This window comes from Kineococcus aridisoli (genome assembly GCF_050871885.1).
In the GTDB taxonomy this organism is placed as follows: Bacteria; Actinomycetota; Actinomycetes; order Actinomycetales; family Kineococcaceae; genus Kineococcus.
Genome location: NZ_JBJLSF010000120.1, coordinates 1 through 11,317 on the forward strand (window position 1 = coordinate 1; position 11,317 = coordinate 11,317).

11 protein-coding genes are annotated in these 11,317 nt (G+C 78.1%); 5 read left to right on the forward strand and 6 right to left on the reverse strand.

Going from position 1 to position 11,317, the window contains the following annotated elements; all coding sequences use genetic code 11:
• Window positions 1-117 precede the first annotated feature (117 nt).
• The 3 genes from ACRYM2_RS21465 to ACRYM2_RS21475 form a co-directional block, all read right to left on the reverse strand.
• Window positions 118-846: an anti-sigma factor family protein gene (locus ACRYM2_RS21465; RefSeq protein WP_432524589.1), complete on the reverse strand. Its 729-nt coding sequence runs from the start codon at window positions 844-846 to the stop codon at window positions 118-120.
• Window positions 843-1,472 (reverse strand): sigma-70 family RNA polymerase sigma factor, encoded by a 630-nt coding sequence (locus ACRYM2_RS21470; protein WP_432524590.1) that lies wholly within the window; start codon window positions 1,470-1,472, stop codon window positions 843-845. Before ACRYM2_RS21470 ends, ACRYM2_RS21465 begins: the two co-directional genes overlap by 4 nt.
• Window positions 1,473-1,570: 98 nt before the next feature.
• A complete protein-coding gene (locus ACRYM2_RS21475) occupies window positions 1,571-2,407 on the reverse strand; it encodes a DUF4394 domain-containing protein (protein WP_432524592.1) in 837 nt (278 codons plus the stop codon).
• A 174-nt stretch (window positions 2,408-2,581) separates the two neighbouring features.
• Between ACRYM2_RS21475 and ACRYM2_RS21480 the strand changes: the two genes are divergently transcribed.
• From ACRYM2_RS21480 to ACRYM2_RS21500, 5 genes are all read left to right on the forward strand, one after another.
• Window positions 2,582-3,520, forward strand: coding sequence for an EamA family transporter (locus ACRYM2_RS21480; RefSeq protein ID WP_432524594.1), 939 nt, complete (start codon window positions 2,582-2,584; stop codon window positions 3,518-3,520).
• Between the two features lie 67 nt (window positions 3,521-3,587).
• Window positions 3,588-5,540, forward strand: a complete 1,953-nt coding sequence (acs, locus tag ACRYM2_RS21485; RefSeq protein ID WP_432524596.1) for an acetate--CoA ligase — start codon at window positions 3,588-3,590, stop codon at window positions 5,538-5,540.
• A 116-nt stretch (window positions 5,541-5,656) separates the two neighbouring features.
• Window positions 5,657-6,703, forward strand: a complete 1,047-nt coding sequence (locus ACRYM2_RS21490) for an endonuclease/exonuclease/phosphatase family protein (protein ID WP_432524597.1) — start codon at window positions 5,657-5,659, stop codon at window positions 6,701-6,703.
• Between the two features lie 378 nt (window positions 6,704-7,081).
• Window positions 7,082-7,573 (forward strand): phage holin family protein, encoded by a 492-nt coding sequence (locus tag ACRYM2_RS21495; protein WP_432524598.1) that lies wholly within the window; start codon window positions 7,082-7,084, stop codon window positions 7,571-7,573.
• A gap of 17 nt (window positions 7,574-7,590) precedes the next feature.
• On the forward strand, window positions 7,591-8,517 hold the full coding sequence (locus tag ACRYM2_RS21500) for an alpha/beta fold hydrolase (protein ID WP_432524600.1): 927 nt from the start codon (window positions 7,591-7,593) through the stop codon (window positions 8,515-8,517).
• 34 nt (window positions 8,518-8,551) lie between these two features.
• On the opposite strand, the gene ACRYM2_RS21505 is transcribed toward ACRYM2_RS21500, so the two are convergent.
• Genes ACRYM2_RS21505 through nth form a run of 3 tightly spaced genes read right to left on the reverse strand, consistent with a single transcriptional unit; the run spans window position 8,552 to window position 11,189 of the window.
• Window positions 8,552-9,760 carry a MarP family serine protease gene (locus ACRYM2_RS21505; protein WP_432524601.1) on the reverse strand — a complete coding sequence of 403 codons (1,209 nt, stop codon included), beginning with the start codon at window positions 9,758-9,760 and terminating at the stop codon, window positions 8,552-8,554.
• Window positions 9,757-10,488 carry an NUDIX hydrolase gene (locus ACRYM2_RS21510; RefSeq protein ID WP_432524602.1) on the reverse strand — a complete coding sequence of 244 codons (732 nt, stop codon included), beginning with the start codon at window positions 10,486-10,488 and terminating at the stop codon, window positions 9,757-9,759. The genes ACRYM2_RS21505 and ACRYM2_RS21510 overlap by 4 nt, the downstream gene beginning before the upstream one ends.
• Window positions 10,485-11,189: an endonuclease III gene (gene nth, locus ACRYM2_RS21515; RefSeq protein ID WP_432524604.1), complete on the reverse strand. Its 705-nt coding sequence runs from the start codon at window positions 11,187-11,189 to the stop codon at window positions 10,485-10,487. The genes ACRYM2_RS21510 and nth overlap by 4 nt, the downstream gene beginning before the upstream one ends.
• Between the last annotated feature and the right edge of the window lie 128 nt (window positions 11,190-11,317).

Sequence of the window (11,317 nt, forward strand, 5' to 3'; positions counted from 1 at the left end):
CCCAGCCCCACCGCCCGCCCCCCGCCGCGCACCACCCCGCCGTCGCCTGCAGCCGCCCCCCCCACCCACCCCACACCGCAGTGGATCGGGGGATCGGGGTCCCCCGGAGCCCGGGCGTCAGGCCCGCGGCAGCGGGAGGACGAGGACGGTGGCGCCGGCCTCGTCGACGACCTCGAAGGCCGTCGCGTCGGCGCGCAGCACCGCCGCCTGCATGTCGCAGGTCAGCTCCCGCGCGCCGACGCCGAGGAACTCCCCGGCGGGCCGGGCCGCGCCGTCGGCGGTGCGCACCAGCGCCCGGTAGGTGCGCCCGTCGGCGAACCCGGTGGCCGCGAACGTCACCTCCACGCCCCACGTGTGCGGGACGACGACGGCGGGCCCCGCGGCCCGCACGCCCGCGCCCAGCCCCGCGTCGGCCACCGTCAGCGGCAGCCGCTCGACGGCGACGGCCGGTGCGGGGGCGCCGTCCGGGCGGGTCAGCTGCCAGGTCGCGCCCGTGGCCACGGCCGCCGCCACCACGGCCGCGGCGACGGGGGCCAGCACCGCGCGCAGCCGCCCGCGGCGGGCCTGCCGGCGCTCGCGGCGGCTGCGCAGCACGGACTCCTCGCGGACCGCGGCCAGCACCTGCTCGCCCAGCGCGCGCGGGGGCGCCGGCGGCCCGGGCAGCCGCTCGGGGTCGACCAGCCGCAGGTCCTGCGCCAGCGGGGCCAGCTCCGCCAGCTCCGCCCGGCACTCCGGGCAGCCGTCGAGGTGCGCGCGCAGCCGCGGCTCCTCCTCGGCCGGCAGCAGGCCGAGGGCGAACAGGCCCAGCTGCTCGCGCAGCTCGCGGTGGGCGCCCGGCCCGCTCACGGCTCCACCCCCATCTCGTCCATCGCCACCCGCAGCGCCTTCAGCCCGTAGAACACCCGGCTGCGCACGGTGCCGACCGGCACGCCCAGCTCGGCGGCGACCTCGCCCGGTGGGCGGTCCTTCAGGTACGTCTCCACGATGGCCGTGCGGTGGTCGGGGGACAGCCGGCGCAGCGCCTCCTCCACGACCCACCCGCGCAGCAGCCGCTCGCCGGGGTCCTCGGCGGGCTGGCCCGCCCCGTCCCCGGCCGCCCCGGCCACGTCCGCCACGAGCGCACCCTGCCAGGGCCGCGCGCCCGCCGCACGCACGTGGTCGAGGACGGCGTTGCGGGCGATGGCGAACAGCCACGTCCGCAGGCTCGCCAGCGCCGGGTCGTAGCGGTCGGCGGCCCGCCAGGCGCGCAGGAAGGTCTCCTGCACGACGTCCTGGGCGGCGGCGGCGTCGCCCAGGCCGCGCAGCGCGAAGCGGTGCAGCTCGGCGCCGTGCGCGGCGTAGGCGCGCGCGACGTCGGCCTCGTCGCGCAACCCTTCGCGCAACCCCTCGCGCAACCCCTCGCGCGGGCCCTCGTGCGGCCGCCGCCGCGGGTCCTGCGCCACCCGGCCGCGCCGCCCCTGCCGCAGTCCCATCGCCCTCCGTCCGCCGCCGCCGTCCCCGCCCCGCTCCCGCTCGCGCCCCCGCGCGGGCGGTCCGGCAGCCCCCCTCAGGCCGCCGGACCGCCTGCGGGTCAGGGCAGCTTCAGCGCCAGGTCGGTGACGGCCGCGTCGAGGGTCCCGCGCACCGTCGCCTTCCCCGTCAGCAGCGAGACCTCGTGGACGGTGGAGCGGCCGGCGTCCTTCCCGGTGCCCGGCACGACGGCGTAGCCGGTGGTGCCGGCGATGTCGAAGCCGACGTCGCCGGACAGGTCCACGCCCAGCCTGCCGGTGGCGGCCAGCGTGCCCGCGTTGGCGGGGGACTGCACGGCCACCTGGTCGGTGGTGGTGCTGAGCACGAACAGCGTCGTGGCCGTGGCCTCGTCGAGGTCGGCGTTGGTGTACGCCGCGGCCGTGACGCCGGTGGTGGTGCCGGCGGTGGGCGGGGTGGTCAGCGGGGTGTCGGCGACGGTGGGCGCACCCGGTGCCGCGAACGGCTGGCGCAGGTTCTGCCCGGTGTCGCTGACGATGCGCAGCGCGTTCGCCGCCGGGTTGAAGTCGACGCCGAAGGCGGTGCCCTCCAGCGGCACGCTGAGCTGCAGCACGCGGGTCGCGGTGGCCCGGTGCACGTCCAGGACGTAGACGCCGCCCCGGTCGCCGACGCCGTAGACCTGCCGGTCCTGCACGCGGGCGTCGATGCCGACGAGGCGGGTGTCGCCCTGCAGGCCCTGCAGGGCGCCGGTGTGCTTGACCTCGCCGGGGCGGGCGGTGGAGAAGGTCACGAGGCGGGTGCCGTCCACGAGGCCGACGGCGCGGGGGGAGTCCCCGTGCCCGTGCCCGCGGCCGCCGTCGGTGGCGGTCGCGGTGGCGGCGGGGACGAGGACGACGGCGGCCGCGGCGGCGGCGGCGACGAGCGCGGTACGGGGTCGCACGGGGTTCCTCCAGGTGTCCGGGGCCCGGCCGGTGCCGGGTTCGGGGGTGCTTACGCGCCCCACCCGCCCCGCGTTCACCCGCCCCGCGTCCACCCGCCCGGCGTCCACCGCTCCGGGCGGGTCCGCGCTCCCGGCGGGAGGTCGCCGCGAGCGGCGCCGATAGCGTGGGGCACCGTGAGCGCGACGACCGGTGCCGGGCAGCGGACCGGCGACCGGCGGGGGGACCTGCCCGCGGTCGGCATGGTCCTCGGCGCGGCGGCCTCGGTGCAGGTCGGCGCCGGCGTGGCCAGCTCCCTGTTCGCCTCCGTGGGCCCCGCGGGTGCCGCCGCCCTGCGCCTGGTGGTCGCCGGCCTGGTCATGCTGATCGCCGTCCGCCCCCGGGTGCGCTCCTGGACGCGGCGGCAGTGGCTGCTGTCGGCCGGTTTCGGCGTCAGCCTCGCCGCGATGAACACCTCCTTCTACGAGGCGCTCTCGCGCATCCCGCTCGGCGTCGCCGTCACCTGCGAGTTCCTCGGGCCGCTGGTGCTCTCGGCGGTGCTCACCCACCGCCGCCGCGACCTGCTGTGGGTGGGGCTGGCGCTCGCCGGTGTCGCCGGGCTCGGGTTCGGCGGGGACGGCGCCGGCGGTTCGCTGGACCCGCTGGGCGTCCTGCTCGCCCTCACCGCGGGCGCGTTCTGGGCCTGCTACGTGCTGCTGAGCGCCCGCGTCGGCGCCGCGACCCCCGGCCAGAGCGGGCTGGCCGTCGCCAGCGCGATCGCCGCGCTGCTGGTGACCCCCGTCGGCGTCGTCACCGCGGGCGCCGACCTGCTGCACCCGCACGTGCTCGCCCTGGGCCTGGTGGTGGCGCTGGCGAGCTCGGTGGTGCCGTACTCGCTGGAGCTCGTCGCGCTGCGGCGGCTGCCGGAGCGGACCTTCGGCGTCCTGCTCAGCCTGGAACCGGCCATCGCCGCCGTCGTCGGCTTCCTGCTGCTCTCGCAGGCGCTGCCGTGGACGTCGGTGGTCGCCGTCGCCGTCGTCGTCGCCGCCTCCGCCGGGTCGACGGCCTCGGCCGGCCGCGAGCGCCGCCGCGCCGATCGTGATCTCGCGACGCGCGCCGCCGGTGGGGGCGGCTAACCTCGGCGACGTCGTGCGGTGCGGTGGTGCCGCACCGCGGTGCAGCAGTCCGTCGAGGAGGACGACCGTGACCACGCCAGAGACCAGCAGCGCGACCCCGCTGACGGTGGCGCCCGACCCGGCGTTCGCCGCGCAGGCCGTGGCCGGCCCCGACCTCTACGAGCGGGCCGCCGCCGACCGGCTGGGGTTCTGGGCCGAGCAGGCCCGCGAGCACGTCACCTGGGCGAAGGACTTCGAGGAGGTCCTCGACTGGTCGGGCGCGCCGTTCGCGAAGTGGTTCGTCGGCGGCGAGCTCAACGTCGCGGTGAACTGCGTGGACCGCCACGTCGCGGCCGGGAACGGCGAGCGGGTGGCCATCCACTTCGAGGGCGAGCCCGGCGACACCGCCACCGTCACGTACGCGCAGCTGCACGAGCAGGTCCAGCGCGCCGCGAACGCCCTGGCCGCGCTGGGCGTGCAGGCCGGCGACCGCGTCGCGATCTACCTGCCGATGCTCGTGGAGTCCGTCGTCGCCATGCTCGCCTGCGCCCGCCTGGGCGCGGCGCACTCGGTGGTCTTCGGCGGCTTCTCCGCCGACGCGCTGCACTCGCGCATCGTCGACGCCGAGGCGAAGGTCGTCATCACCTGCGACGGCTCCTACCGGCGCGGCAAGCCCACCACCCTCAAGCCCGCCGTGGACGCGGCGCTGGCCAAGGGCGCCCCGAGCGTGACGAACGTGCTCGTCGTCAAGCGCAACGGCGAGGCGGTCGACTGGACCGAGGGCCGCGACGTGTGGTGGCACGAGGCGCTGGCGGCCGCGAGCCCCGAGCACGAGGCGCAGGCCTTCGACGCCGAGCAGCCGCTGTTCATCCTCTACACCTCCGGCACCACCGGGAAGCCCAAGGGCATCCTGCACACCTCCGGCGGCTACCTCGTGCAGACCGCGTACACGACGAAGAACGTCTTCGACGTGCGCCCCGAGCGCGACGTCTACTGGTGCACCGCCGACGTCGGCTGGGTCACCGGGCACAGCTACGTCGTCTACGGCCCGCTGGCCAACGGCCTCACCCAGGTGGTCTACGAGGGCACCCCCGACACCCCCGACAAGGACCGCTGGTGGTCCATCGTCGCCAAGTACGGCGTGACGGTCCTCTACACCGCGCCGACGGCGATCCGGACCTGCATGAAGTGGGGCGAGGAGTACCCCGCCCGCCACGACCTGTCCTCGCTGCGGGTGCTGGGCAGCGTGGGGGAGAACATCAACCCCGAGGCGTGGGGCTGGTACCGCCGCGTCATCGGCGGCGGCCGCACGCCCGTCGCGGACACCTGGTGGCAGACCGAGACGGGCGGGCACATGATCGCCCCGCTGCCGGGGGTGACGACCCTCAAGCCCGGCAGCGCGCAGGTGCCGGTGCCGGGGATCGTCGCCGAGGTCGTCGACGACGCCGGTGAGCCGCTGGGGCACGGGCAGGCCGGCTACCTCGTGGTCACCGAGCCGTGGCCGGCGATGCTGCGCGGCATCTGGGGCGACGAGCAGCGCTTCAAGGACACCTACTGGGCGCGCTTCCCGGGCCGCTACTTCGCCGGCGACGGCGCCAAGCGCGACGAGGACGGCGACATCTGGCTGCTCGGGCGCGTCGACGACGTCATGAACGTCTCCGGGCACCGGCTGTCCACCGCCGAGATCGAGTCGGCGCTCGTCTCGCACCCCGACGTGGCCGAGGCCGCCGTCGTCGGCGCCACCGACGAGACGACCGGCCAGGCCGTCGTCGCGTTCGTCATCCTGCGCGGCGGGCACGAGCAGGGCCCGGACACCGTGGCGGACCTGCGCAACCACGTCGGCAAGGAGATCGGCCCCATCGCCAAGCCGAAGTCGATCATGGTGGTCGCCGAGCTGCCGAAGACCCGCTCCGGCAAGATCATGCGCCGCCTGCTGCGCGACGTCGCCGAGCACCGCCCCACCGGCGACGTCACCACCCTCACCGACTCCACGGTGATGGACGCCATCACCCGGGGCATGAGCGCCTCCAGCGGCGACTGAGCCCGCCGGCTCCCGCACCCGCTCCCGCACCGCACCACCTCCCACCGCACCACCTCTCCACCGCACCCCCTCCTCCGCGCCGCCGCGCGGGCGAGGGGGTGCGGCACGCTGCGGGGGTGCACGAGCGCTCCCGCCCCGTCCGCCGCCCCGCCCGCCGTCCCGCCGGCCGTCCCACCACGACCGCCGCGGCGGTCCTCCTGACCGGCGCGGCGGCCGCCGGTGCCGTCGTCGCACTGCTGCCGCAGTGGACGGGTCTGGCGGGCACCACCCCGTTCGCGCAGGCCGTGGCGTTCCGGCTGCCCGTCGGCCTGGGCCTGGGCGGGCTCGCCGCGCTCACCGGGCTCGCCGCCCTGCGCGGGCGCCGGCTGCGGCGGCTGCTGCTGCCCGCGGCGAGCGTCCTGGCCGTGGCCGCCGCGGGGTCGCTGGCGACCACGCTGACCCGGGGGCTGGGCGCCGGCACCCTGCCGCCGGCGCAGCCCGGCGACGTGACCGTCCTGGCCGCCAACGTCCTGCACTCCTCCGCCGACCCCGCCGACGTGGCGCGCCTGGCGGTGGCCGCGGGCGCGGACGTGCTCGCGCTGCCGGAGGCCGACCGCGCCTACGCCGACGACGTCGCCGCCCGGGTGCGGGCCGCCACGGGCACCGGGGTGCAGGTCCTCTTCGCCACCGACCGCGACGGCCGCTCCGGCGAGGGCACGGCGCTGCTGGTCTCCGAGCGGCTGGGGGAGTACCGCGCCACCGGTGAGCTGTCCGGCGGCCTGCGCGCGGTCGTCACCGCCGCACCCGTCGCCGGCTCCGGGCCCGTGCTGGCCGCCGCGCACACGGCCGCCCCGGTGCCGGAGCTGCTGCAGGAGTGGCGCCGGGAGGTGCGGGCCGTCGCCGACTGGTGCGCGGCCACCCCCGGGGCGCTGCTGGCCGGCGACCTCAACGCGACCCTGGACCACCCCGTGCTGCGGCTGCGGGGGACGTGCGTGGACGCCGGGCTGCAGACGGGCACCGCCGCGCACGGGACCTGGCCGCTGCGGCTGCCGGCCGCGCTGGGCGCCACCATCGACCACGCGCTGGCCGACGGGGCCTCCTGGCGGGCCGTCGGCACCCGCGTGGAGGTGGTGCGCGGCAGCGACCACCGGGCGCTGCTGGTGCGCTGGCGCCCGGTCGGCTGAGCCCGCCGCGGGGACGCGCCGTGCCGGTGCGCCCGCACCGGGCGACGGCGCTGCTCCGTCGGGGCGAACCTGCCCGGCGGGGTCCACGAGTTCCCCGGATCGCCCCCGCGGAAGAGGTTGAGAGCCGTAGGGTCTGGTCCTGGTCGTCGCTCGTCCCCCCTGTGCGAGAGCGACCTCAGCGTCGCCGTCGGACCCCCCGCCGACGGCGACGCGTCCTGCCCGGCGCGGCCCCGCCCGCCGCCCCGCCCGCCGCCCCGCCCGCCGTCCCGCGGCCCGCGGATCGCGTGTCGGCGGGCCCTCCCGCTGCACGCGCCCGCGCGAGTCCCTAGGGTTCTCCCCGGCACACCGGCACCCGCGCGGTGGCAGGAGGAGGAAGCGATGACCACCCTGGACGACCGCCCCGTCGGTGCGCCCGAGCGCACGATCGGTCAGCTCGTGGCCGACGCCACCAAGGACGTGTCCGAGCTCGTGCGCTACGAGGTCGCCCTGGCCAAGGCCGAGATCACGGCCGACGTCAAGAACGGCGCCCTGGGCGGCGGGATGTTCGCGGTGGCCGGCGTCTTCGGCTTCGTCGCCTTCGTCTTCCTCGGCGTGACCGTGGCCTACGCCCTCGTCGAGGGGGCCGGCTGGCCGGTCTGGCTCTCCTTCCTCGTCGTCGCCGTCGCGATGCTCGCCGTCGCCGGCGCGCTGGCGGCCGTCGGCTTCGGCCGCCTCAAGCAGGTCCGCCCGCCCGAGCGCACCATCCGCACCTCCAAGGACACCGTCGCCGCGATCAAGGCGGCCGCCAGCGGCAAGCCGGTCGCCAAGACCATCGCCGCGCGCCCGGGCGCCACGCCCACGACCACCGGCGCCACCCGCATCGGGCACTGACCCGCACAGCGCGCGCCGTGGCGCCCGGGGCGGCGGCCGACGTCTCCGCGGTCCTCGTCGAGGGACCCTGGCGGCACCGGCTCGTCGCCGCGCACGGCGCGCGCTTCCACGTCGCCGAGCTCGGCAGCGGCCCGCTGGTGCTGCTGCTGCACGACTTCCCGCAGTTCTGGTGGGCCTGGCGCTCGCAGCTGGTCGCCCTGGCCTCCGCGGGGTACCGGGCGGTGGCGATGGACCTGCGCGGCTACGGCGCCTCCGACAAGCCGCCCCGCGGCTACGACACCCCCACTTCGGCCGCCGACGTCGCCGCCGTCGTGCGCGCCCTCGGTGAGCGCGACGCCGTCGTCGTCGGCCACGGCGTCTCCGGGCGCACCGCGTGGGCGCTGCCGGTGCTGCACCCCGAGCAGGTGCGGGGCATCGTCGTCGTCGGCGCCGCCCACCCCTCGCTGACGCGCCGGGTCCTGCTGGACCGCGTCCTCGACGGCCCGCGCGAGGGCCTGGGCACCACCGGCGCCGCGCTGGCGCGCCAGCTGCCGCTGCTGCCCGAGCGCCGCCTGGTGGCCGGCGACGGCGTCGAGCGGGTGCTGCGCGCCTGGTCCGGGCCCGGCTGGCCGGGCCCGCAGGAGCTCGCCCGCTACGCCGAGGCGATCCGCGTCCCCTTCGTCGCGCACTCGGCGCTGGAGTACCACCGCTGGATCGCGCGCTCGGCGCTGCGCGCCGACGGCCGCCGCTTCGCCGCCGCGCTGCGCGCCGGGGTGCAGGTCCCCGTGCTGCAGGTGCGCGGCGAGCTGGACCCGACCGTCTCGCTGCGCGCCCTGGACGCCGGCGCCGACCACGCCCACGGCCCGCACCGCGCCGTCGAGGTCCCCGACGCGGGGCACTACGTGCCCGAGGAGGCCCCGGACCGCATGGCCTCCCTGCTCACCGGCTGGCTCGCCCGCTGGTGAGCCCACCGGCGGGTGCGCCGGTGGGCCCGGGGCCTCACTCGCTCGTGCAGGCCCCGGTGCCGACCCGCCCGCCGCCGGCCGCGGCCTCGGCGAGCACCTCGTCCAGCTCCGCCGGCGTCAGCGCGTAGCCGGTGTTCTCGTCGTCGAGGGACTTGGCGAACACCACCCCGGCGACCTCGCCGTCCTCGGTGAGCAGCGGGCCGCCGGAGTTGCCCGGCTGCACGGTGCCGTTGACGGAGTACACCTCGCGCACCACGTCGGCGGTGTCGTAGATGTCGCGGCCCTGGGCCTGCAGCACCTGGCGCACCCGGGCCGTGGCCAGCACGAACGGCCCGTCGAGCGGGAAGCCGGCCACGACCGCGGCGTCCCCGCGCTGCAGCGCCCCGCTGCGCGGCAGCGGGGCGGCCCGCAGCTCCGGCACGTCGAGGACGGCCAGGTCCAGGGACGGGTCGTAGGCCACGACCGTCGCCGGGTACTGCCGGCCCACGCCCTGCGGCTGCACCAGGGGTGCCTCGACCCCCGCGACGACGTGGGCGTTGGTCACCACCCGCGCCGAGCCGCCGGCGCGGGCCGCGACGAACCCGCTGCCCTCCAGCCCGCGCTCGCAGGAGCGCGCCACCCCGGTGACCTTGACGATCCCCGGCTGCGCGGCCCGCAGCCCCGGGGTGTCCGGCACCGCGGCGGCGGGCGGGTCGACGGGGTCGATCGGCTCGGCGTCCAGGCCGGTGAACACGCGCGGGAAGCCGCTGGCCTGCGCGGCCGACCAGAACCCGGCGAGCACCCCGCCGGTGCGCTCGGGCACCAGCGCGTCCACGGCCCCCACCACGCGCGAGCCCGTCACGGCCTGCACCACGGTGGGCAGCGGGGCGGTGCGGGCCGCGCCCGCGACGACCCACACCACCAGCAGGGTGGCGACCAGCCCCGCCAGGGCGCCGAGCACGGCGTCGGCGAAGCGGGCGGGCCGCCAGCTGACCCGCGAGCGCAGCCGCAGCCCCACCAGGCCCAGCAGCAGCCGGCCCACGACCGCCAGCGCGAGGGTGCCGACGACCACGACGAGCGTGCGCCGCACCCCGGGCACCCAGCCGTCGACGACCTGCGGCAGCACGACGACACCGAGCGCGGCCCCGCCGACCAGCCCGGCGAGGCCGGCCAGGCCGACGAGCAGCCCCTCGCGGTAGCCGGCGACGAGCTGGGCGAGCAGCAGCGCCACGAGCAGGACGTCGAGGACGGTGGAGGGCGTCACGGCGCCGACCGCCCCGCCCAGGCCAGCGCCTGCTCCAGCGGGATCTCCACGACCGCCCGCGGGCGCGAGCCGATCCCGCCGAGGTCGAGGACCCGCACGAGGACCTCGGCGGTGAAGCCCCACACGAGCAGGCCGCGGACGGCGAAGGCGTCCCCGGCGTAGCCGCCGGGGGCGCGCACCCGGCGCACCGCCTCCGGGGCGAGCAGCTCGGCCAGCGGCACCCGCTCGACGCGGGCCACCTCGCCGGGGTCGCGGACCCCGACGGGGCAGGGTTCGCGCCAGTGCCCGACGACGGCGGTGACGCGGTGGCCGGAGTGGGCCAGCAGCAGCGCCGGCAGCTCGCCGAGCACGTCGACGCCCGCGGGGAGCAGACCGGTCTCCTCGGCGGCCTCGCGCAGCGCCGTCGCCGCGGGGGAGGGGTCGCCGGGCTCGCTGCGCCCGCCGGGGAAGGCGACCTGCCCCGAGTGCTGGCGCAGCGTGCCGGCGCGCTCGGTGAGCAGCACCTCGGGCCCGGCGGGGCCGTCGGCGAGGAGGACGAGCACGGCCGCGTCGCGGTGCCGGCCGGCGGCCCCCGGCGCACCGGCGCGCCGGTCCTCGTGCCGGTCCTCGTGCCAGGCGAGGTCGTCGAGGGTCACGGTGGGCAGCCGCTCGGCGAGCGGGCGCAGCCAGCCCGGCAGCGCGCCCCCGGCCTGCCCGCGCCCGGCCCGCGGGGCGGTCCCGGCGCTCACGCCAGCGCCGCCGCGGGACCCCGCTTGACGAGCTTCGCCGCCGCGACGGGGTCGCTCTCGCCGATGCCGTACGAGGGGCACAGCCGGCTGACCGGGCACGCCCCGCAGGCCGGCCGGCGGCTGTGGCAGGTGCGCCGGCCGTGGAAGATCATGCGGTGGTTGAACATCGTCCAGCCGCTGCGCTCGATGAGCCGGGCCAGGTCGGCCTCCACCTTCACCGGGTCCTCGTGCTCGGTGAAGCCCAGCCGCCGCGAGAGGCGGCCGACGTGGGTGTCCACGGTGATCCCGGGCACGCCGAAGGCGTCGCCGAGCACGACGTTGGCGGTCTTGCGCCCCACCCCCGGCAGCGTCACCAGGTCCTCCAGCCGCCCCGGCACCTCGCCGCCGAAGTCCTCGACCAGGCGGGCGGACATGCGCAGCAGCGAGTCGGCCTTCGCGCGGAAGAAGCCGGTGGGCTTGACGACCGCCTCCAGCTCGGCCCGGTCGGCGGCGGCCAGGTCGGCGGCGGTGGGGTAGCGGGCGAACAGCGCGGGCGTGACGGTGTTGACGCGGGCGTCGGTGCACTGCGCGGACAGGATCGTGGCGACCAGCAGCTGCAGCGGCGTGCTGAAGTCCAGCTCGCAGTGGGCGTCGGGGTAGCTCTCGGCGAGGATCCGGTGCACCCGCCGGGCCCGCCGGGTGCGGGCGAGCTGCGTCTCCACACCAGGAGGGTACGTCCCCCTCCCGTTCCGTGTTGTTGCGCGGGGCGCGGGGGGGGTTGTCGGGGCGGGGGGGGGGGGGTGTCGGGGGGCTGCGTGCGGGGGACGTGGGGGCCCCGGGGGGGTGGCGT

Excerpts from the sequence above, each read along its gene's own strand:
- ACRYM2_RS21495 (WP_432524598.1), top strand. The coding sequence starts at position 7,082 with ATGACCACCCTGGACGACCGCCCCGTCGGTGCGCCCGAGCGCACGATC.
- ACRYM2_RS21470 (WP_432524590.1), bottom strand. The coding sequence starts at position 1,472 with ATGGGACTGCGGCAGGGGCGGCGCGGCCGGGTGGCGCAGGACCCGCGG.